The organism is Chryseobacterium balustinum, from assembly GCF_900168205.1.
Lineage (GTDB): Bacteria > Bacteroidota > Bacteroidia > Flavobacteriales > Weeksellaceae > Chryseobacterium > Chryseobacterium balustinum.
Map to the genome: position 1 here is coordinate 37,634 of NZ_FUZE01000024.1, position 24,055 is coordinate 61,688.

The following is a 24,055-nucleotide window of genomic DNA, read 5'->3' on the forward strand; positions in this document are numbered from 1 at the left end:
GACTGAATAAAATTCAGCCAGCTTTGTTGTTATAATAGAATATTTGGTTTTATTTTTTAATCACTTTTGAAACGCTCACTTCGTTATTTTCCAGAGTGATTTTAATGATATAAACTCCTGAAGGGTTGTTTTCTAAAGATATTTCTTCTACTTTACCTCCTTTTTTTATTAATTGTCCGGAGATATTATACAATTCGAAAGATTTTATTTTTTCATTCGAATCAATTTTAATAACAGATGTTGTAGGATTCGGATAAATTCTAATTCTACCTTTTGAAATATTGTTTTCAGTTGTCGATAAGCTTCCCGCAACAATATTTACAGTATAATCTTCAACCTGACCTGCTCGTAAATCTGTTGCACAAGATCCTGAAATAGAATTTGGTGCAGATGGATTTGAATAGGCTGCAATATTGGTGTTTTTTACAATACGCATTTTTGTATTTCCTAAAACAGCAGTCGAAGGAATTACAATATTTGACGTGATTGTATTTGCATTCGCAGGATTTGCTGCAGCCAGTTGACCGATATAAAAACTTTCTCCGGCATCGTCAAAAATGCCATTGTTATTAAAATCTATATATGCCATCACATCACTTGGGAAAGTACTTGAAGGTCCTTTTACAGAAATAGGGTACGTATTTCCCGGATTAATATCTGTAGAAATATTGGTGAAATCTTCATACGACGGAGTAACTCCCGATGTAGCTTGTGAAGTATTATCAATCGTATTGAATGTTACTTTCGTAATCATATTTCCATCCGAATTGTACTGATAAGTCGGTAAACAGAACGGATTTACATTTCCCGGTGATTTTATTTCAAAATTATCAAAAGAAAGATCATAATCTCCGGCTGTTCTGTTCGCATTGATTCTGATGTTCACATATTGATTCTGATAAGCAGCTAAAGAATATGTTTTGGTAATATAGCTTCCGGTTCCGGCTTCATTGTCTACTGTTGCCAAGTTTGTCCATGTCGTACCGAAGTCTGTAGAAATCAGTATTTCAAAATTACCCCATGTTGCTAAAGGAGCATAAGGACTGTCATACTTTGATTGCTTATAATCAAAACTAAAAGTATAATCGGCTGCGTTCAAAGGTCCAACCGCAATTGTGTTGAATGACCCTGTAGTACTGCTGCTATATTGATTTTTAAAAAGATTAGTTGCTGTAGTACCATTTCCCGTTGCGCCTCTCGCTGTACCTACTCCAAAAGCTGATGTTCCGGTTCCGGTAGACCACCCATTAGGTAAGTTTGATGTTAAAAATTCTTCTTTCCAAGGTGCAGGTACAGTTGGAATGGTTGTAAACTGAATCATTTTCCAAGCTGTTTTCTCATTCGCAGAGCAGATTCCTCTTACCCAAAAATAGTATGTTCCGTTCGGTAAATTTGTAACTGTTACGGTATTAGAATTAACAGGTGTAAACGTACTTGTATTTGATGGTGGAGTAGTTGTATTGGTTACAATGTATTCATATCCATTTGCAGGTGCGCTTATTGCGGGTGTCCAAGAAATATTTGCACCATCAATTGTTGAATTATCCACTGTTATCGTCGATAAATCCGGACAAGCAGGAATAGGTTCCCAAACAACATCATCTACGCAAAGATAAGTATATGAACTTCCGTTGATTCTCTGTATTCCGACATATTGAGCATTCCCTGAATAATTATTAAAGTTTACAATAAATTCTTTGTAATTGGTCGTCAATTGCGAATAAGGAATTACTGCTATTTCTTGAATCGTGGCATTTGCTGTATTAGAGCTTAACGCAACAACTCTAATATTATATGTTCCGCCACTGCTTGACATTTTTGCATTAAATTTTAAACGATAGATTCCACTTCCAACGTTGGTCAATTGTGGACTTACCAAGATAGCCAAGTTGTTAGGATTAGTCATATCTGCACCGTCTCCGTAGAAAGTTACTCCATTTGGAGCTGAGTTTGCGTAAGTAGAGGTTACATTTACAGTTGGTGTGGATGAACTTACTCCAACCGTTATTTTACTCCAACAATTAGGTAAAACATTTCCTGTAACGCCGTCAAAATTTTCAAAGAAAGAATTTGTCGGAAGACATGCTGTAAAGACACTTGTTGTATTTGAATATGCACTTTCGCACTGTGTACTTATATTTTTTCCTCTGATAAAATATTGAGTATTTGGTTGTAGACCGTCTATTGTCTGTGAAACAGATGTAATCGGCAAAGTAAACGGAGAACCTGCAACCATATTTACGAAATTATTATCTGTAGCAACTTCCAAAACAGTGTTGATAGAATTTGCTGTTCCGTTTTCTGAAGCAGACCAATTAACATTGAATGAATTGGTAGCAGCACTTGATGTCGTAATTCCGCTTACACTGATTGGGCAGTTTGTGATATTTGCTGTTAAAGGATTCTGAACATTATACAGCGGCCCATTAGAACAGTTTGAGCTTACAGAATAAATTGTGTAGGTATATTGATTATTTCCTCTGATGCCGTGATTGTAATTGTTTTCAAAGGCTGTATTTGCTCCGTAATAAGCAACATAGCTATTTAAAGAAGTATTGTTTCCCGTTGTGTAAACTGTTCCGTTTACAGGAGGATTAGGTGTTGTTCCAGCCAAATTTCTTAGAATAAGATACTTGTCTGACGCAGGTGAACTTGCTGTAAAACTACCGTTGATAATAATTCCTGTATTGCTTAAATTTAAACTCGTCGGTTGGGCAGTTGGTGCAACACAAGCTGCAGGCGGAGTCCAGTTGAAAGTTAGCCCCTGTGAAGGTAAGAAACTGTAATTGGTTGGAATTCCTGCTGAAGAAATGGTTCCCGCTGTAGAGTTGTTCCAGTTGCTTGCTGAAGTTCCGGAAGCCGTTCTGTTCACGTAATCATTACTTGCGGTTCCTCTTAGACCAACTTTGGCATTTGTTGCGCCCGGTGTTCCTTGAGAGCTAAGACTGTATACGTATTTTATCGTCCCGTTTTCATGTAATCTTGCCTGAAAATTCCAATCATGATAAGATGTTGCAGTAGGATTTGCAGAGTAAGGTCTGAAATGACTCCACTGAACTACAAATTCACGATTAGGAGCAGTTCCTACAACAGAATAATCTATCGAACTTGATAAATTATTAATATTAAACATCGAAGATAAATCTGCTGCTAAAGGAGAAATCACACCTGAATAAGCCAATCCTGAAGAAATAGGGTCTGTAGAATTAGAAGTTGTTGCTCCAAAACTGATAAACCCGTTGGCATGAACTTTTACAGAATTGTACGTGCTTCCGTTAAACGAAAATTGAAACGGAATAACGTTGTCAAGCGTATAAACATTTTCATCCAGAAAACCAGCTCCCGAACTCGCTGTGGCAACAGCAATATTGTTTGGGTTTGATAGAGTGGTGTAAGTTCCCGCACTTTGTGAGAAAGAATAAAGGGAAACTGTTTGGGCATTCACTTGCCAAGCGGATAAAACTATAGATCCCAGTAAGCTAAGTTTTGTTTTTGTAACTGTTTTTTTCAACAGCTTAAAAAATCGATTTGTCATCATACATAAATTTTCGTGCTGTAAACTTATTATTTTTATTTAGAATTAATTTAAATAAAAAATATGATTTAAATCAAGATTATAAAATTAAAATTTATGATGTTTTAATTAATGTTTGAAAGGTTTTAGTGTGATTGGTAGTAAAGCTTAAATTTTATTAAAAATGTAAGATTTTTTTAATTTTATTTTTAAATCGGTATTTTTATGTTTTTTAGCATCAAAAATGGAAGAAGTTTCCCAACAAAAATAATTTGTTTATAATTGTTAATCGTAGGTTTTCATTTTCTAAGTTCAATTTAAATTTACTTATTTTTACACCATGATTTCCAAGCAGTCGATCGATAAAATATTTTCCACAATCCGCGTTGAAGAGATTGTGGGCGAATATGTGCAGTTGAAGAGAGCAGGATCAAATTTTAAAGGTTTGAGTCCGTTTCATGAAGAAAAATCGCCGAGTTTTGTAGTTTCTCCAAGTAAGCAAATTTGGAAAGATTTCTCAACCGGAAAAGGGGGAACAGCGATTTCTTTTTTAATGGAAATCGAAAACTTTACCTATCCTGAGGCTCTTCGTCATGCTGCCAAAAAATACGGAATCGAAATTGAAGAAGATCAGCGAGAGTTTTCTGAAGAAGCGAAAAATGCTCAGTCTGAAAGAGATATTCTTTATAAAATACATGAAGTTGCCAATGATTTTTTCCAGAATATTCTTTGGGAAAATGATGAAGGCAGAGCGATTGGCCTTTCGTACTTTAGAGAACGTGAACTGAAGGATGATATCATCAAAAAATTTCAGCTCGGTTTTTCGCCTGAAAAGAAAAATTCTTTCACAGAATTTGCTCTTGAAAAAGGCTATTCAAAAGAGATCTTAGAAAAATCCGGACTTTCTATTTTTCCTGAAAATGCACCGAACGGAATTGACCGTTTTCGCGAACGGGTTATGTTCCCGATTCATAGTTTTTCGGGCAGGGTTTTAGGTTTTGGAGCGAGAATTCTTAGAAATAATATTAAAACTGCTAAATATCTCAATTCTCCGGAAACAGAAATTTATCATAAATCAAATGTACTTTATGGTTTAAACCAAAGTAAACAGGCGATTTCAAGAAAGAATATCTGTCTTTTGGTAGAAGGTTATATGGATGTGATTTCACTTCATATGTCCGGAATTGAAAATGTAGTGGCGAGTTCCGGAACTTCTTTAACGACCGAGCAAATTAAACTTATTAAAAGACTCACAGAAAATGTGACGATTCTTTTTGATGGTGATAATGCAGGAATTAAAGCGAGTTTCAGAAGTATTGATATGCTTTTGACGGAAGGAATGAATATCAGAGTTCTTCTGTTTCCGGATGGTGATGACCCCGATTCTTTTGCGAGAAAACATCCGCAGGAATATGTGGAAAAGTTCATCGAAAATCAAGCGCTGGACTTTATTGATTTTAAAGCCGAAATTCTTTTAAAAGAAGTCGGAAACGATCCGATAAAAAAAGCTGAAGCAATCCGGGATATTGTAAAATCGGTTGGTTTCGTGCAAAACGCTTTAAAAAGGGAAGTTTATTTAAAGGAAGTTTCCAATAAATTTGGTCTTTCTGAGCAGAGTTTATTTAATGAACTTGATGTTCAGAGACAGGTTAATCAAAATCATAATCAACACACTCAACAGCAAAAAGAAAGTGCGGCTCCTGTAAAAATGGAGATCGTTCCTTTGGATGAAGAAAAAGGAGACCCTTATCTGTACGATGTTTTATTCATGGAAAACAGGTTGATCGATCATATGTTGATGTTTGGCGATTTTGTTTTAAAACGAAAGGATGATAATGAAACTGAATATCAAATCACGGTCATTGAAGAAATTCTGCATCATTTTGAGGAAGAACAATATCAGTTTCTCGTAAAAGGAAACGAAATTATTATTGATCAGGTAAAAGAAGGAATTCAAAACGATGAGCTTCGAAGCGGAAGTTTTTTCGTCAGTTTTATGGATGAGCAGATTACCACAAAAGTAGTTGATGCATTGATTCCTTTAGATGATTTGGAAAATTGGGGTTCGAGAAATATTTTCCCACCCAATTACGGAGACAAAGTTGCAGAACAGATTAAAGGTGATGTTCTTTTGCATAAATACCGTTACATTGACTATTTAATTAAAGAAACGATTGCTGAACTCGAAAAATACAGCAGTACCGATGAAGTAAAGTATTTTGAGTTGATTAAAAAAATTACTTTATTAAAACAGGCCTCCATAAGACTGAGTGATATTATTGAATATTCGCCAATCAAAGGAATTTATGTTGATAGAAAGCGATAGGTAGTTGATAGTTTTTAGTTGTCGGTTGATAATTTAAAATTGAGTTTTTTAAATTAATAATGTGTAATTATAAGAAGTTAACTGGAACTAAAAATAAGCTCTTCATTTTATTATAAAAAAAATCTGCAACCTTAAAACTAAATAAGGCAACCGAAACTGACAAAAAGTCCTATAAAATTTTAGGAATAAAAGTTGTAATTTACAGTTTAAATAAATTTTAAAATAATACCGATAGAAATATGGACATTAAAAAAGAATTCAGAGATTTCTCTACAAAACACTTGGGAAATAACGGTTTGGTAACCGATCAGTATATGGGAATGTTTAATCCTACCAATCTTACGCCTTACATTATGGAAGAAAGAAGATTAAACGTTGCTCAAATGGACGTTTTCTCTCGTTTGATGATGGATAGAATTATTTTCTTAGGAACAGGAATTGACGATCAGGTGGCAAACATTGTAACGGCTCAATTGTTATTCTTAGAAAGCGCAGATCCTTCAAAAGATATTCAGATTTACATCAACTCTCCTGGAGGAAGCGTTTACGCAGGTTTAGGGATCTATGACACGATGCAAATTATTAAGCCGGATGTTGCTACAATTTGTACAGGTATTGCGGCTTCAATGGGAGCTGTTTTATTGGTTGCAGGTGAAAAAGGAAAGCGTTCTGCTTTGAAACACTCACGAGTGATGATTCACCAGCCTTCTGGTGGTGCTCAAGGTGTTGCTTCTGACATGGAAATCAACTTAAGAGAGATGTTGAAGCTTAAAAAAGAGTTGTATGACATTATTTCTGAACATTCTGGTCAAACTTACGAATGGGTTGAGAAAGCGTCAGACAGAGATTATTGGATGACTTCTACCGAAGCAAAAGAATTTGGAATGGTAGATGAGGTTTTACAAAGATCTAAAGAGAAGAAATAATTTTTCTCAAGTTATGATATGAGTTCGGCGCGCCCAAAGGGCGCGCCGAACTTTTTTATTATTAAAAATCAAACTACTTTTTGATGATTTTATGAGTCGTTGTCGACTGATTTGTTTTAATTTCAACAAAATAAACACCCGATTGTAAACTTTGAATATTAATTTTTTTATTCTGGGTATTCATCACTCTTTGTCCTGAAACAGAGTAGATGTTGATGTCTTTAATGTTATCCTGAGTTTCAATCATTATGAAATCACTCGCTGGATTTGGATAGATCTTAAAGCTTTGTTTTACAGCATCTGAAACGCTTAACGTGACATTGGCAACAGTTGGAGTAAACGGTATTCTCGTCCCGAAGCTTAATCCAAACCAATCATTATTAACAAGTTGAATTTGTGAAAGATTGTTCTGTCCTCTCCAGCTTGAAAGATCTTTTCCTTTGTATAATTTCCAAGAATCGTTTCCTGTTGAATTTCCTGAAAAATTATTTAATGATAATGAAGAAATTTGGTTGGCTGCTGAAGTGTAATTGAATTCACTTACTTGAGTATCAATTAGCTGTAAAGCCTGTTCTGCAGTAATTGTTCCGTTGTATTGAATTCCAAAAACAAAAGAATTGGCAATTCCGTTACCATTATCAGTTCCGAAATCGACAACGACTAAACTTTTATTGGTTCCCGTCCCAATCCAATTAATAATTTGAGAAGAATTAAACCATGCAGAATTATATGCCGGAACTGGAGTTGAAGGTGGTCCTAATGTTGTACCCGGAGTAAAACCATATCCATAAGACATTCCATACCATTTACCATCAATTAAGGGATCGGTATCGACTCCATTATTTGCGGTCATGTTATTTGAAGAAGTTCCTGACCAAGTTGACCAATAATCATCTGTACTTGGAGTGTGATGATTATAATCAAAACTATATAAAAAACCGCTTGGTACTTCTGCGGTAACTTTCGGGTCTGCAGCGTCGATCGCGTTAATCAAATCTTCCATGGTAAGATTAGCAGCATCGAATTTATATCCCCAAACATAAGAAGTAGGATTGTCTGAATCGTTAAAATCTGCAACTAAATAAGCTTTTTTGGAACCTGTTCCTACCCAGAATTTCACATCATTTTCGGTAAGTTGAGCAAATGAAAATTGGAATATGAAAATTAAAAAAAGAAGTATTGATTTTTTCATTGATGAATTTTAAAGTGAAAAAAAAGAGCATCATAAAGATGCTCTATGTTGATTTATTTTTTAATGATTTTATGAGTGGTTGTAGATTTGTCTGTTTTAATTTCAACCAAATAAACTCCCGATTTAAAACTTTGAATATTGATTTTCTTATTCTGGGTATTCAAAACTTTTTGCCCGGAAACAGAGTAAATGTTGATGTCTTTAATGTTATCCTGAGCTTCAATAATCAGGAAATCACTCGCTGGATTTGGATAAATTTTAAAACTTTGTTTTACAGCATCAGAAACACTTAAAGTTACGTTCGCTTCAGTTGGAGTAAACGGCCTTCTAGTACCGAAACTTAATCCAAACCAATCGTTATTTGTTAAAGTAATCGTTGAAAGATTAGCATTGCTTTTCCAGTTTGATAAATTGGTTCCTTTATATAATTTCCAGGTGTTTGTCCCACTTGCTGTTCCTGAAAAAGAATTTAATGATAAAGATGAAACCTGATTCGAAGCAGAAGTATAACTAAATGTAATACTTTGATTATCAATTAATTGTAAAGTCTGTTCTGCTGTAATAGTTCCGTTATATTGAATTCCAAAAACAAAAGAATTAGCATTTCCGTTAGAATTCTCAGTTCCGAAATCTACAACGACTAAACTTTTATTGGTTCCTGTTCCAATCCAATTAATGATTTGAGACGAATTGTACCATAAAGAACTATATGCAGGAGTTGGTGTTGCAGGAGCTTCCGCTGTAGGGTTGCTAAATCCGTAACTTGCACCATACCATTCTCCGTTTGAGATAGTTCCGCTGTTCATCCATCCTGCCATAGACCAACCGTTTGTGTTATCATTTGCCCATAAACTCCAATAATCGGGTACGGACTGTGCAGAATGACTATTGAAGGATACTTTATCAAGAAAACCATTACTGTAAGTCAATATATAATCAAATGCAGGTTCTGCCGTTTTTATCATCTGAAGCATTTGCGGACCAGTAATATTTTGTCCTGGATTGAATTTTACTCCCCAAACATATGATCTGTCATCGGTACCGTCTTTAAAATCGGCAACAAAATATGCCGTTTCTGAACCTGTACCTACAAAAAACTTTACATCGTTGGCTGTAAATTGTGACATATACAGCGCAACGATGAAAGTAAATAGAAAACTTGATGCCTTTTTCATTTTAAAAATTACTTAATAATTAACTTTTCGCTGAAGTTGATATTCTTATCGGTAATTTTCACGACATAAACGCCTTTAGATAATGCGCTTACATTAATTCCTTTTTCATTGTATTTCTCCTTGATAACAATTCTTCCATTTAGATCATAAACCTGAATATTTCCAGAATTTAAGCCTTGTACAAAGAATCTGTCACTTGTAGGATTTGGATATATAATTAATTTTGATGTTTTTGTGCTTTCAATAGTAGAAAGAGATGCATTATTATAAGCAATGATTTGATTTGGTAAAGAAGTTACTGTAAAAGTATTCAATAAAGCACCTTGCAGATCGTAAGCATAAATTTTTCCCGCCGCAACATATCCTGAAGGGTCAGCTGCATAGATTTTATTATTAACAATATTGAATCCGTATGCAGTACCATAACTATTTACAGTCATCGGTGTAACAGCAATAGGAGTGGTGTTAATAGACGGTGAAGCAATTGGTGTTTTGTAGATTGATGCTCCATTCATGTAATAAATATTCGTACCGTCGGTATCCATATAAAATGGTTTTACTCCTGCCGGAAATGTAGTGCTCGAAACTGTAGTTTGTGTAGTTGTATTATAAACCGTCAATGTTCCGAAAGAGGTAGAAACATAAGGATTTCCAGAGCTCATAACATACAAAAGATTATTTTTTTCAAAAATGCTATTTGGTGAATCTCCTACATTTACCTGCGATTCTACCGTATTGGTTGTCGTATTGATGACATCCATAAAATTATTCAATCCATAACCTCCTTTCAATAAAACATACAATTTGTTGTCTTTGCTGAAGATTTTTTCAGGACCATCTCCTACAGGAATGTTTGTTTCGTGAGCGTAAGTTGTAAGATTGTAAACTGACACGTAGTTTGTCAAGGTATTGTTTCCCCAATTGGTAACATAGAATTTATTTCCGCTAAAAGCGATATACCTTGGGTTGGCAAGATTGGTTGAAATCGTTGTAATCAATGAAAAATCAGATTTGTTTATGACTTTTATGGTATTTGAATAATTTAAAACTACAAAAATCTTATCGCCAAAAACCTTAATGTCCTGACCAGTATCGCCTAATGTCGCATTATTGTTTTTAAGTTTAAAATAATTGTTGGTGACAACCGATTGATTGTCAATAAAAGATACTTCTGCAGTACTGCTTCCGATACCGCCTTCGTTGAGTACCAAGACTCCCTCGGTTTGAGCATTTGTAAAAGAAATTACAAACGCAAGAATAAGAAAATAGATTTTCTTCATGATATAATTATATTAAAGTTTTACTCCCGAAACTTCACTACAGGAAAAAAACAATCATGAAAAAATCTATAAAAGATTTTTATTTCATAAACTTCTTTTCCCGAAAGTTGAAATTGATTTAAGGCAGGTCTCCTGGCTTGCATCTTATTATAACCTTCCCAAACCTGAAGTTCAGTGGTGTATTTAATAATAAGTTGAATAGCTTACAGTTGCGGGTACAGCTCAAGAATTATTTTTTCACTTGATTCCCTATTAATGAACGCATGGGTTCAACCTTAAACTTTTGCAAAGATATTATTTAAAAATTGACTTTGTTTTTAGTATTAATTTTTATTAATCAATATTATGTTTAAGTATTAATAAATAAGTGTTTTTGGTTTTGTGAATTAACTAATTAAAATCAATCAGGCGATATGTTTTTGATTATTTTTCTTTTTGAAAAACAGAGTATAAACAAGAAGTGTCTGTAGAAAGACGTTTCCAAGAAGAATTAAAACCAACTGATAAGTAGGTAAAGGCAGGTAAAATGGTAATAATTTATTGAAAAAAATTGCCGGAGAACAACTCAGATAATTAATGAGTATAAAAGGATATTTGAGAAATTCTATTTTTATTTCAGTTAAAATAGAATTGTAAAAAACAGAATAAATTACATCAAATAAAAGAATTCCAAAATAGAGTAAGATAAATTTCTTCATTATTTATTTGATGTAATTTTTAATTTATTTTTTTAGTTAAAACCTTCAATGATTTTTGAGAAATCTTCCAATTTCAATGCTGCGCCACCGATAAGACCACCGTCGATATCAGGTTGAGAGAAAATTTCTTTCGCATTATCAGGTTTTACAGAACCACCATAAAGAATAGAAATTTCGTCAGCAACTTCTTGTCCGTATTTTTCAGCGATAATTCCTCTGATGTGAGCATGAATTTCCTGCGCCTGTTCAGGAGTTGCTGTTTCACCAGTTCCGATTGCCCAAACCGGTTCGTAAGCAATCACTACTTTTTTGATTTCTTCTGCAGAAAGAGTGAAAAGCGCCGTTTCAGTTTGTGCTTTTACAACATCAAGATGTTGTCCTGCTTTTCTTTGCTCTAAAGTTTCGCCATTACAGTAAACCGGAATTAAGCCTTTATCTAAAGCCAATTTTACTTTTTTGTTGCAGCTTTCGTCGTTCTCACCGTGATATTGTCTTCTTTCAGAGTGACCGATCAAAGAACCTGTTGCATCGATAGATTCTAGCATATCTGCAGAAAGTTCACCTGTGTAAGCTCCGCTTTCATATTCGCTCATATCCTGAGAAAAAACTCCGATTTCGTCTTTTTCAAAAATATCTTTTGCCATCATTAGATATAAAGAAGGCGGTGCTATCCAAACTTCGCAGTTGGTTGTATTATTAGTTTTATAGCTAAGTAATTGAATCATTAATTGTTGAGCATCAATGACATTTTTGTTCATTTTCCAGTTTCCTGCAACTATTTTTCTTCTCATAGTTTCTATATTATCTTTTTATTTCTTTTTATAAAATTTCAAATTGTTGTTTAAACGCTATACATGCAAAGTTTTTCTTTAAATAAATTGAAAATATTTTTCGCTCGCAAACGGCGTTTCACTCAGCTATATCCGCAATTAGCCTTTGCTGAACGAAGTGCCTTTGCGAACAAAATATATAATCTTTAATTATAATACTTCGCGAACGTTGCGTTAAAAATAATTCTTAATTATAATTTTAACTCGTCTTTGTTTTACTTATCAATTCCCTCCAGTTTAAACATGAAAGCATATTCCAAAGCAGTATCTTTCAGATAATCAAATCTTCCTGAAGCACCACCATGACCGTATTCCATGTCTGTTTTTAAGAATAGAACATTTTTGTCCGTTTTTAAATCTCTTAATTTGGCTACCCATTTTGCAGGTTCAAAATATTGTACCTGAGAATCATGCAATCCTGTTGTAACAAGGATGTTCGGATAGTTTTTTCTCTCAATATTTTCATACGGAGAGTAAGATTTCATATAATTATATGCTTCTTTGTTGTTAGGATTTCCCCATTCATCGTACTCATTCGTTGTCAAAGGAATACTTTCATCCAACATGGTGTTAACAACATCTACAAACGGAACTTGCGCAATCGCTCCATTCCATAATTCGGGTTTCATATTCACAACAGCTCCCATCAAAAGTCCACCTGCACTTCCTCCTTGAGCGTACAAATGTTTTGGTGAGGTGTATTTTTCCTTAACTAAATATTCTCCGGCATCGATGAAATCGGTAAATGTGTTTTTCTTTTTCATCATTTTTCCGTCTTCATACCATTGTCTTCCCATTTCTTGTCCACCACGAATATGCGCAATCGCAAAAGCAAAACCTCGGTCTAAAAGACTCAGTCTTGTACTGCTGAATGTTGCATTCATCGAGCTTCCGTACGATCCGTAAGCATAGAGTAGAAGTGGGTTTTTGCCGTCTTTCTTATATCCCTTTTTATAAACAATGGAAATCGGAATTTTTGTACCGTCTTTTGCAGTGGCAAAAAGTCTTTCGGTAACATAATTAGTTTTATTATAGCCTCCTAAAATTTCCTGCTGTTTTAATAAAGTTCTTTTTCCAGTTTGTAAATTCTGTTCAAATTGCGAACTAGGAGTAATCATCGAAGTATATCCGAATCTGAAATAATCCGTATTGTATTCAGGATTTCCTGATGGATAAACCGTATAAGTTGGTTCATCAAATTTTAAAAATTCTCTTTTATTGGTTCTTCTATCCAGAATAACCAGTTGCGAAAGCCCGTTTTGTCTTTCACTGAAAACCAGATAATTTTTAAACTCACTGATTCCTTCCATCAAAACATCTTTTCTGTGTGGCATAAAATCTTTCCAGCTTTCAACACCTGTTTTATCCAAAGGAGTTTCCATCACTTTGAAATTGAGGGCATCTTTATTGGTTGTGATCAAAAACTTATCTTCTAAAGGAGTAACGTCATACAAAACGTCTTTCATTCTAGGCTGGAAAACCTTGAAAGTTGCATTGGGTTCATCTGCATTGATGTATCTTGTTTCTGAAGATGTTGTCGCCGAAGAAACAATCATAATGACTTTTTCGTTCTTCGATTTTCCTACGCCAATATAATTGGTTTTGTCTTTTTCTTCGTATACTAAAACATCTTTTGAAGGATCTGTTCCTAAAGAATGCCTGAAAATTTTCTCTGTTAAAAGCGTTTCAGGATTTTTACCGGTGTAGAAAATGGTTTTGTTGTCATTTGCCCACGTTGCAGAACCTGTTGTATTTTGAATTCCTAAATCGGTTGTTTTTCCGGTATTAAGGTCTTTTAAAAATAATTTATACTGTCTTCTTGAAACATCATCAACTCCGTAAATCATTTTAGAATTATCAGGACTGATGCTGAAACCTGATGCAGAATAATAAGCATGGCCTTCTGCAAGTTGATCCACATCCAGAATGATCTCTTCAGGAGCACTTAGGTTTCCTTTTTTTCTGCAATATTTAAAGTATTGTTTTCCGGTTTCAGTTCGGGTGTAATAGTAATAACCTTTTCTAAAAACAGGTACAGACTCATCCTTTTCCTTGATTCTTGCTTTCATTTCCTGAAAAAGCTTTTCTCTAAAAGGTTCTGTATCTTTCATCATGCTTTCCCAGTAAGAGTTTTCAGCGGTTAAATATTCTACAACCTGCGTAGAATCTCTTCCTTTTTTGAAAAAATCAATCATCCAGTAATAAGGATCATTCACCTTATCGCTGTGAATATTTCTCAAATGCTGTTTCTTTTCAGCAATCGGAGCTTTTAGATCAGGAAATATCTGAGACTGAAATGGAGCTGTACTCATACTCATTACTAATAGGGATAAGCAAATTTTTTTCATGGTTATACTTTCGTTTTTGGTGATTTTACTTCAGATTCCAAAGATTTTTCAAAAGAACGTAGAAAGTATGCTCTTCGTCTGTCACTTTATCATCAGCTTTAATCAGAGTTTTAGCAAATTTGATAAAATTTAAACGTTCTTTTTCCGTAGAATCCTCAAGGAAACAACGTCCGTGAAACTCAAAATGAGCCTTCCATTCTTCAGGCTTAAGCAATGCGATGGTTTCCAGTTCGTCGTCTAGATTGATCTTAAATGGAAATTCGTCAGCAAGATATTGCTGCACCAACATTCCTTCTTCCGGAGCAAATTCTCCGTCAACAGACGAAAGAATCATTAATAAATGATAACCGGCAATAGATTTATTTGATTTATGCATTGTTTTATATTTAAAGTTTAAAGTTTAATGTTCAGTGTTTAATGTTTAATGTTTAATGTTTAATGTTTTCAAAGTTAGCAATTGACAATTCACCATTATTGACAGCTTTAGTCAACATAGTATTTAGCAGGCTCTTTGTCAACAATTTTTCCTTTTTCTAAAACCAGCACAAAAGGATTATTTCTTGCAATTGTTTTGATGGCAGTTCCATCCATCATTGCATTTTTAATGGTTTTAAAAGTATTCTGTTCGGTAGAAACACCGTAAATCACAGCTCCTTTCTGAGCGTTTACTTTTGCTTCTACGGTTTTAATTAATTCTGGAGAAACCTCTTTTGGATGATATGAAAAAACAAGAATTGCTTTTGGAGCATTGATGATTTCGTCGGTTAAATCAATTCCTGTAGGATCTTCAATTTTAAATTTTGCAATTTCAGATTTATAGCCTTCTTTAATAAGTTTAGATTCATTTTTACCTTCTTCAATTTTCCAAGGTGAACCTTCTTCCCAATATTTTGTTTCGTTTACATAATCGTCCTGATTTACTTTTAAAACTTCCCCGGTTTTAGAATTTTTCATTGAATAAACAGTTTTATACTCAGAAGGATTTTTGTTGATTTTCGCTTTTTCAGCTTTCAGATCAGTTCCGATTTTATAATCACGGAAATCAATAATCGGCTCGTTGATGATTCCAATTGCCATAATGACAATCATACCTAAAGATAAAACTGCTAAAACAATTGACTTAAATTTATTATTTTCAGGTTTATTGCTGGCTTCGTAAGCATCTTTTTTCTTGAATTCTTTTCTATACAAAACAAAAAGAATAATCAAACCGACCAAAAGAACAACATCTTTCACAAAACTTTCCCAAGGTGTAAATTTAATCGCATCACCAAAACATCCGCAATCGGTTACTACATTAAAATAAGCGGAATAGAACGTTAGAAATCCGAAGAAAATACAAAGTGCAATCAACGCAGAAAGCGTGAATTTCAGTTTTAATTTTAATAACAATAAAAAACCTAAGAATAATTCAAGAACTACCACGATAATTGAAAAAAGCAAGGCAAATTTCTCCAAAAACGGCATATTGAAAACCGATGGCGAAAAATATTCCTCCATTTTAAAGGAAAAGCCTACCAAATCTACAGCTTTTACAAAACCTGAAGCGATGAAAATAACAGCGATAATGAAACGTAATAAACCTTTGATCATATTAATTAGTTTTTGGTTCGTTTGGAATTGTTTGTTCAGAAAATTTTATCAGACAGAAAACTGCATAATTAAGCATGTCAAAATAATTGGCATCCAAACCTTCAGAAACCAAAGTTTTTCCCTGATTGTCTTCAATTTGTTTGGTTCTCAAAACTTTTTGGTAAATTAAATCGGTGATGGAAGAAATTCTCATATCTCTCCAGGCTTCGCCGTAATCGTGATTTTTCTTTTCCATTAAAGCTTGTGCTTCAGCAGAATATTTATCGTAAAGATTTAAAATTTCTTCAGGATTTTCATTAAAATCATTTGAAAGCCCTTTCTCCAGCTGAATCAATCCGATAATTGAATAATTAACGATAGCGATAAATTCTCCTTCCTCGCTTTCGTCAATCATCTTTACATCGGTCATCTGTAACGTACGGATTCTGTTGACTTTAATGTAAATCTGATCCGTAATTGAGCTTGGGCGTAAAACTCTCCAGGCTGCACCATAATCATGCATTTTTTTACTGAAAAGATCACGACATTCATTGATGATTTTACCGAACTGTTCTGAAGTTTTTGACATAAATTTTCTTAATCTTTCAAAGATACAAATTAGGTTTTAGGTAGCAGGAATTAGGGCACAGTTTTTTGGCTATAAGTTGGAAGTAAGAAGCGAGAAGTCGTATTTTTGTGTAATGGGAAATCATTCATCATTCATCAATAATCATTCATTAAATTGCAACGGTAGGCTAGTCGATTTAAGTTCACCCAAAATCATGGGAATTCTAAATCTTACACCTGATTCTTTTTCTGACGGCGGAAAATTTAATAATGAAAAATCAGCATTGCAACACGCTGAAAAAATATTGAAAGAAGGAGGAGAAATTATTGATATCGGTCCCCAATCTACAAGACCGAATGCTGAATTTCTGAGTAGTGATGGGGAAATTAAAAGAATTGGAACCGTAATTTCTGAAATCAAAAAAGAGTTTCCCGAAGCGTTAATTTCTCTGGATACTTTTTATGCTGAAACCGTAAAATTTGGTTTTAATGAAGGGATTGATCTGGTAAATGATATTTCAGGCGGACAGTTTGATGAAAAAATGTTTAATGTAGTTGCAGAAACGAAACTTCCCTATATTTTAATGCACGTCAATCCTTCCTACAAAACGATGCATGATAAAGTGAATTTTGATGATATTACGTTGAATGTCAATCAATATTTTACAAAAAAAACCAACGAACTATTACAAAACGGAATCAAAGATATTATTCTGGATCCCGGTTTTGGTTTTGGAAAAACAGTTGAAGATCAGATGAAAATGATTGCTGAAGTCGAGTTTTTAGGATTTGAAAAATATCCTTTATTAATAGGGATTTCAAGAAAATCTTTTATTTATAAACCTTTAGGTAAATTGCCGTTAGACATTAACGAAGAAACTCAAAAATTACATTTAAAAGTTTTGAAGCAAGGGGCGAAAATCCTTCGTGTGCATGATGTAAGTGAAGCTAAGAAAACAGTTGATGAGTTTTTAAATAATTAAATTGAACCTAAAAAAAACTCCCAAAATATAAATCTTGAGAGTTTTCTAATGAAATAATATTACTTATTTACCATCTTTAAAATCCTAATAATTTCAATTTAAATTGAATGGCAAAGTTATCTTTAAATTTTGGGGTGTTGTAATGTCCGACCCTGTAGAAAAATCCTAAATTAAATTGTGAGGATAGGAAATTATTCCATTCTAAACCTAATTCATTATACAAATGATCCAATTTTTGAAACTCAAATTGATGGAACTCCTTATTTTTCATATCACCGATTGTTCCTCTGTAGATAAAATCAAAGCTTGAAACGTTCTTGCCGAAGCTTTTAAAATACCAAGGCAATCTGTGCGTTAAGTATGCGCCGACAAATTTATCGTTGTAATATTTCCCGCCTTCCATTGTGGCAAAACCAAGGTATGAAGTCAGGTTGAAATTCAGTCCGCCGTGGCCATTTCCTAATCCGTTCATCGTGAAATTTTTCCAAATCGGTGCATCGCCGGTGATAATTCCACCGTAAGCTCTGATTCCTGTAACTCCTAATTTTGTTTTGAAGTTGTGCACGAAAAGTGCATCAAATCTGCTGAAATTAAAATCTCCATCTAGAGTTTTAAATCCTTGTTCGTAATTCAGATATAGTTCCGGAAGGTTTTGTTCATAAGTGTATTTCCCAGTGGGCGTCATAATATTCTTCGAATTAGGAGAATATTTTAACGTAATTGTTGATGAAGTAATGTCAAACTGACTTCCTAAACCTTTAAAATTGTAGGCGAATTTAGATTCTTCCTGCGTTTTTTTAGCTGAAACATTTACGGTTAATCCATTGGTAATGTCGTTTTCATAACTTACTTTAAAACCTTCATATCCATAAAAAACGCCATTATTTAATGCAACTCCCGAATTCATAATTTTCATCCTGAAATTCCACAAGTTTTCTGAGAAACGCCCGGCCGCCATTACATCATTAAAATATTCAATTCTGAAAAACGAATTCTTTTCTAATGTTGTACGAACGTCAACTCCGGCTCCATATTTAAAGTCTTTATCGTAAATTCCGTAGGCGAAATACGCATCGGGGGAAATATATTTATTGAATTTCTCGTTTAGTTTAGCACCCGCTCCGAAACGGAAATGCTCATATTTATTATAACCAATAATCCTGGCTAAATCAAAATCAACAATTCCCAGTCTGATTTTTCCTTTCAATAAACCTGTCAATGCTTTTGCTTTTTGGTCAAGTTTGTATTTACTGCTTAAACTGTCAATTTTAGTGTAGGTTGTTGCTTCACGATCCGTTAAATTTTCTGTACGGTATTGATCAATGAGCTTTCCGTCAGAGTTTTTCACATCAATCGTGTAACCCTTAAAGTCTTTCGGATTTTCTTCAATGGGTGTTTTAAAATCAAAATAATCTGCAGTGGCAAAAGCGTAACTTCCGAATTTCTTTCTGTAGTTTTTGTCTGCTTCTTTTTCCTCTTTGGTTTTCTTTTTATCTGATGTATCGTCGGTATCGAAAGAGGTGGATCCCATTTTTATTTTGTAATTTTCTTTTACCAAAAACCATTTGTTTTCAATAGGTTTCCAAATACTGGTGATGCTTCCTTCACTTTTAATTTTGCTGTTGCTTTCAATTTTTTTCAAAGCATAAGTTTCTTTATCTACATAAAGATACCCGTTAAATTTTCTTTTGTTAACCGCTGCTTTGTAATCGACCTGGCGAAAACGAATGACATAATTTTCTCTGCCGTCAATCTCTATTGAATCGGTAAGGAAGAAACGGTAAAGGTTTCTGTTTTCTTCTTTTATTTCTTTCGGAATTACATTCCTGTTGGAACGGAAAGCCATTAATTCATAAATAGGTTCTTTTAAGCCCGCGATTTTATTATCTAAAATATTGGTTTTCTCGCCGTATTTTTGTGAATATAGGCTTTGTGATGCTCTTTCCCATAAAAACATCTTGCTTTTACCTACCAATTTCATCAGATTGACAGATTCTAGGGAATCTTTTTTTTCCTGAGCTTTCATTGGTTGCTGAGGAAGGCTTTTTAATGAATCAATTCGGTTGGCAACATATGCATTATATGCATTAATACTGTCTTCATCAAAATCTAAAGAAATTTTTTCATACGATTTAAATGAATAAGAATCTAGGCTTAATGGAGAATTCTGCTTGTAATTATCATTAATTTTTTTGAGAATTTCTAAAGCTCTCGGGTCGCTTTTATCTTCAAGAATTACCGTTTGGATGTTTTGTGTTTTAGGATCAGCTTTTGTTAAAAAAACTTCCATCACTTTGTCTACCACTACATCGTCTTCGAAATAACCTCTTGCAGAAACTTCTACTTTTTTACATTTAGTTTTAAAATTAAGTATTCCGGAAGCGTCTGTTTTTCCTACTAATTTTTCGTTGCAGAATACGGATGCATTAGAAATAACCGCATTATTCGCAGAACTTTTAACAATAATTTTAGACTGTGAGAAAATGCTGATGTATCCGAATGATAATAGCAGGATATACAATTTTTTCATAAAAAATTTCTAACAATTAATTTGATGGGTGGATATTGAATATTTTTCGATAGTAAGTAAAATCGAAAAATATTCAATTCAAATCAGCTATGGCAAATAGAGTGCCGCAGATGTTAAAAATTTTTAATGTAAACCATTTATTAGTTAAGATGAGCTTGTTTTTCTGCAAACTCTTTAGAAAATTTTATTCTGTCTTCTTCCAGTTTTTCCTGATTATCGGGCAAAATATAATTGAACAGAATTTTATCTTCATTATCCAGAAAAATCATTTCTTTTTCTTCACCATCAATCATTTGGGAAAAAATAACCCACATCGAAGTGTCTTTTAATCTCAATAGTTCGAAAAACTGTTCTGCTTTTATTTCTATTTTTTTCATTTTTATATTAATTCTTAAAACTGTCGCTTATGGCGTTAATTTTAATTGCAAAGTTATACAAGATTTTTCAATTTTTAAAGTAGATAAAGGATTTGAGTTATATGTAAAAATATAAAACTTAGATTAAAACTCAAGAAGCTTTAATTTAAACTGTATTGCAAAATTCTGTTTAAAATTGGTGGTGGTGTAATATCCTACCCTGTAAAATAATCCTAGATTGAAGTAAGAAGATAAAAAGTTATTCCATTCTAAACCAACTTCCTGATACAAATGATCAAGTTTTTGAAATCTGTAATCATGATATTCAGGATGCTTCATGTCACCAATTGTTCCTCTGAGGACGAAATCAAAACTTGTCACATTTTGCCCGATACTTTTAAAGTAAAAAGGTAATTTATGGGTAAGATAATAGGCGATAAATTTATCGTTGTAATATTTTCCGCCTTCCAAAGTGGCAAAACCGAGATAAGAAGTAAGGTTAAAATTGATATCCCGACTTGGAGAAGCCAGCCCGTTTGTTGTAAAGTTCTTCCAAATTGGAGCTTCGCCTAAAAGAAAACCACCGTATAAACGGAGCCCGGTTGTTCCCAGTCTGGTTTTAAAATTATGAACAAATAAAGCATCAAAGCGTGTGTAATTAAAATCTCCACCAAAAACTTTCATACTCTGCTCGTAATTAAAATAAAGTTCCGGATATTTCTGATCAATCAGCGATTTCCCCTGCGGAGTCATAATGTTTGTGGAGTTTGGAGAATATTTTAAAGTCACCAAAGTGTTGAAGTTTTCAAAAGGACCTCTTTTCCCCCGAAAATCATAATCAAATAAGGCTTCCTCAGAATTTCTCCTTGTGGCAAAAGCGAGTGTCAAACCATTGGTGACGTCATTTAAATAAGACAAAGAAGCTCCTTTGTAACGGTAATATTTATCATTATTAATGTTATTTCCGTAGTTCATCATACGCATTCTAAACGTCCAAAGTCGACGGTAAAATTCGCCTGAAGAATTTACATCGTCATAATATTCTATTCTGAAATAAGAGTTTTTTTCGAGGGTGGTTTTCATATCAACTCCAATTCCATATTTGAATTTGTCATCACCCAAACCGTAAGCAAAATAATAATCCGGTGAAAAATAAGGGTCAAAATTTTCATTAAGCTTTCCTTTTAAGCCCAATCTGAAACCTTCATATAAGTTGTAATTGACGATCTCCCCAATATCAAAATCAAAATTTCCTACGCGAACCTGACCATTGATTAGTCCGGTTAAAATTCTTGCTGTTCGGTCTATATTATAAACTTTTCCTAAACTGTCAATGGTTTTATAAGTGTGACTTTCTCTGGCAGACAAAGGCTGCGGGCGATAGAGATGAAGAGTATTTCCACTTGTATTTTTTACCGAAAAAGTGTAACCTTTAAAATCTTTCGGATCTTCTTCAATAGGAGAAATGTAATTGAAATATTTCGAATTGAGATAGGCGTACGTTCCAAAGCTGCTCTTTTTTTCTTTCTCTTTTTCGGGGTTTTCATTGTCTTGCCCCATCATCATTCGGCTCATGCGAAGTTTTACGCGTTCTTCAGACAAAAACCATTTACTGTTGAAATAAACCCAAATGCTTGTAATATTTCCTTCGTTTTTTTCTTTGCTTACACTTTCTATTTTTTTGATGCCGTAAGTTTCAGTATCAATATAAATAGTACCGCTGAATTTTCTTTTTTTTACTGGTTTTTTATAATTGGCTTCACGAAAACGGATTACATAATTTTGCCTTCCATCGATTTCAATGCTGTCTGTAAGAAAAAAACGATACAAACCACGATTTTCCTGTTTGATCTGATTGGGGATTTTGTTCCGGTTGCTTTGCAGCGCAATCATTTCATAGATGGGTTGTTTAAGTCCGGAAATTCGGTTATCAAGAATATTTATCTTTTCGCCATATTTTTTAGAGTACAAAAATTCCTGAGCTCTTTCCCAAAGAAAAAGCTTACTGTTGGCAAATATTTTTCTTGCCGAAACATCTTGTGCAGAATCTTCTTTTTTATTGTTTTTAAATAACCCTAAATTATTGGTGAATACATTATTAAATGCAGTAATACTATCCTGGTCGATATCCAGAGAAACCTTTTCATAAGATTTGTAAGCATAAGAATCAAGACTTTCGGGAGAGTTACTTTTAAAAAGCTGATCTACTTTTCTGAGAATTTCCAAAGCTTTGGGATCGCTTTTATCTTCAAGAATAATTGTTTCTATCGCAAAAGTTTTAGATGAAGTAGGAGTAAGAGAAGTTTGGATGATACTTTCTACCAAAGTACTTTCTTTGTAAAAACCAGGCGCTTCAATCTGGATGTTTTTACATTTGGTTTTAAATTCCAAAAAACCTGCAGTATTGGTTTTACCTAAAATCTTACCATTACATGATACATTTGCATTTGCAATAGGGGATTGGTTCGCTTCATTAAATACAGCGATTTTTGATTGCGAAAAACCAAAAATAAACGCCCATAAAAAAATAAAACTCAGCTTCCTTTTCATACCATTATGCTCGGTCAAAATTACTGATATTTCTTCTTGTGAGAAAGTTTTTGAAGTTAACTTATTTTAAATCGAAAAAAATCTCTAAGATTTCTGATATGTTATCATTTGTTATTTAATTATATGGTCTTGAAATCTCAATTTTGCTTCTGATTAGAAATACTGTGTATACATTATATATACACCTATTGAGTTGAAAATTTAGAATTCTAATCTGTACCATATATATAATAGGACTGTTTGCATTCTTCAACACTCCAACGCTCCCACACTAATACTTTTTTCTGTAGCTTCATCCGGCTTTCACTCCTCGCTTTTTTGCGCTTTACTTTTCCTTTCAGCAAAAAGAGCTCAAACATACCGTTCAATCCGGGCTATGGTTGCAGTCCATAGTATAGCTTTTAGTTATATATATATATTGTGAGTTTATAAAATCAAAGTCCAAGATTTAGATTTCTATTTAAAATACAAACATTTTCTATAATTTTTGTTTTGATTAACAGATCTACTTAAGCATTGATAAAAGCGGAGCTCCGTAGGAGCGCCACCTTTGTAGTAAAACGGGTTGTTTTAGAATTATAAGCTCCTTCGGAGCGACACAAAGCATGCAATAGACTTTTCCAATACGGTTGTAAAGTTTTTTAAAACGAATTCCTTTAACGTGTCATTATATATAAGAACAACTGTTTTTTTTAACCTTACATCAAATTATTAAAATAAACTAAAAACAAAATGCGCGCAAAGCAATATATAAAAGGTAGCGCTCCTCCGGAGCGCTCTTCTTTACAATAGATAAATAAAATCACATGTTTCACCCTTTTGTTTTCGGCTTTGTCTTACTTTGTTAAATGCAATGCTTTTGTTTAGCTTAATAAAAAGAGATCAAATAAAAACTTTTAGTTTATCCTTGCGATAAAACCTTGCTTTTTCTCATCAACCTCTCTCTTACGCTCCAACCCTCAAACTCTCGCACAAACCAAAAGCTTACAATCTGCCTCCTGCAACCTACCACCTAGTTCCTGCAATCTGCTCCCTAAGAGTTTTTAAAATTATTCATTCAGGAAGTCAATGACTTAGGTGTAAATATTAATTAAAGATGAATTTTATGTTACATAAATTAGGATTGTGTTATTAAAAAGTTCTACTTTTGCCCCACTGAAAAACGAGAGTTGATTGGTAGCGCAGAAGAGCTTTTAAGGAGGCGAAAA

General features: G+C 33.6%; 16 protein-coding genes and 1 riboswitch. Of the genes, 3 read left to right on the forward strand and 13 right to left on the reverse strand.

Annotated features, from left to right (window positions below; genetic code table 11):
* Positions 1–49 precede the first annotated feature (49 nt).
* A complete protein-coding gene (locus B5X64_RS23075) occupies positions 50–3,538 on the reverse strand; it encodes a GEVED domain-containing protein (RefSeq protein ID WP_228419026.1) in 3,489 nt (1,162 codons plus the stop codon).
* A 316-nt stretch (positions 3,539–3,854) separates the two neighbouring features.
* On the opposite strand from B5X64_RS23075, the gene dnaG reads away from it, so the two are divergent.
* Positions 3,855–5,840 (forward strand): DNA primase, encoded by a 1,986-nt coding sequence (dnaG, locus tag B5X64_RS19140; protein ID WP_079466769.1) that lies wholly within the window; start codon positions 3,855–3,857, stop codon positions 5,838–5,840.
* A gap of 239 nt (positions 5,841–6,079) precedes the next feature.
* On the forward strand, positions 6,080–6,766 hold the full coding sequence (gene clpP, locus B5X64_RS19145) for an ATP-dependent Clp endopeptidase proteolytic subunit ClpP (protein WP_079466770.1): 687 nt from the start codon (positions 6,080–6,082) through the stop codon (positions 6,764–6,766).
* Positions 6,767–6,839: 73 nt separating this feature from the next.
* Here clpP and B5X64_RS19150 read toward each other — a convergent pair whose 3' ends face one another.
* The 9 genes from B5X64_RS19150 to B5X64_RS19190 form a co-directional block, all read right to left on the reverse strand.
* Positions 6,840–7,958 carry a T9SS type A sorting domain-containing protein gene (locus tag B5X64_RS19150; RefSeq protein WP_079466771.1) on the reverse strand — a complete coding sequence of 373 codons (1,119 nt, stop codon included), beginning with the start codon at positions 7,956–7,958 and terminating at the stop codon, positions 6,840–6,842.
* A gap of 53 nt (positions 7,959–8,011) precedes the next feature.
* Entirely contained in the window at positions 8,012–9,133 is a 1,122-nt protein-coding gene (locus tag B5X64_RS19155) for a T9SS type A sorting domain-containing protein (protein ID WP_079466772.1), read from the reverse strand.
* Between the two features lie 8 nt (positions 9,134–9,141).
* Positions 9,142–10,413 carry a YncE family protein gene (locus B5X64_RS19160; protein WP_079466773.1) on the reverse strand — a complete coding sequence of 424 codons (1,272 nt, stop codon included), beginning with the start codon at positions 10,411–10,413 and terminating at the stop codon, positions 9,142–9,144.
* Between the two features lie 105 nt (positions 10,414–10,518).
* Positions 10,519–10,706: riboswitch (cobalamin riboswitch) on the reverse strand.
* Positions 10,707–10,817: 111 nt separating this feature from the next.
* Positions 10,818–11,111, reverse strand: a complete 294-nt coding sequence (locus B5X64_RS19165; protein WP_079466774.1) for a hypothetical protein — start codon at positions 11,109–11,111, stop codon at positions 10,818–10,820.
* Between the two features lie 32 nt (positions 11,112–11,143).
* Complete coding sequence (gene tpiA, locus B5X64_RS19170; protein ID WP_079466775.1) at positions 11,144–11,902, reverse strand: triose-phosphate isomerase; 759 nt, start codon at positions 11,900–11,902, stop codon at positions 11,144–11,146.
* Positions 11,903–12,156: 254 nt separating this feature from the next.
* Entirely contained in the window at positions 12,157–14,289 is a 2,133-nt protein-coding gene (locus B5X64_RS19175) for a S9 family peptidase (RefSeq protein WP_079466776.1), read from the reverse strand.
* A gap of 25 nt (positions 14,290–14,314) precedes the next feature.
* Complete coding sequence (locus tag B5X64_RS19180) at positions 14,315–14,665, reverse strand: hypothetical protein (RefSeq protein WP_079466777.1); 351 nt, start codon at positions 14,663–14,665, stop codon at positions 14,315–14,317.
* 107 nt (positions 14,666–14,772) lie between these two features.
* A complete protein-coding gene (locus tag B5X64_RS19185; RefSeq protein ID WP_079466778.1) occupies positions 14,773–15,882 on the reverse strand; it encodes a BT_3928 family protein in 1,110 nt (369 codons plus the stop codon).
* A 1-nt stretch (position 15,883) separates the two neighbouring features.
* Complete coding sequence (locus B5X64_RS19190; RefSeq protein ID WP_079466779.1) at positions 15,884–16,450, reverse strand: DUF1599 domain-containing protein; 567 nt, start codon at positions 16,448–16,450, stop codon at positions 15,884–15,886.
* 112 nt (positions 16,451–16,562) lie between these two features.
* Here B5X64_RS19190 and folP point away from each other — a divergent pair, with 112 nt between their 5' ends.
* A complete protein-coding gene (folP, locus tag B5X64_RS19195; protein WP_079466780.1) occupies positions 16,563–17,411 on the forward strand; it encodes a dihydropteroate synthase in 849 nt (282 codons plus the stop codon).
* A gap of 76 nt (positions 17,412–17,487) precedes the next feature.
* Here the strand turns inward: folP and B5X64_RS19200 are convergent, their stop codons facing one another.
* The 3 genes from B5X64_RS19200 to B5X64_RS19210 all read right to left on the reverse strand — a co-directional run bounded on the left by B5X64_RS19200 (position 17,488) and on the right by B5X64_RS19210 (position 22,847).
* Entirely contained in the window at positions 17,488–19,941 is a 2,454-nt protein-coding gene (locus B5X64_RS19200; protein WP_079466781.1) for a DUF5686 family protein, read from the reverse strand.
* 140 nt (positions 19,942–20,081) lie between these two features.
* Complete coding sequence (locus B5X64_RS19205) at positions 20,082–20,318, reverse strand: hypothetical protein (protein ID WP_079466782.1); 237 nt, start codon at positions 20,316–20,318, stop codon at positions 20,082–20,084.
* Positions 20,319–20,441: 123 nt separating this feature from the next.
* On the reverse strand, positions 20,442–22,847 hold the full coding sequence (locus B5X64_RS19210) for a hypothetical protein (RefSeq protein WP_079466783.1): 2,406 nt from the start codon (positions 22,845–22,847) through the stop codon (positions 20,442–20,444).
* Positions 22,848–24,055 lie beyond the last annotated feature (1,208 nt).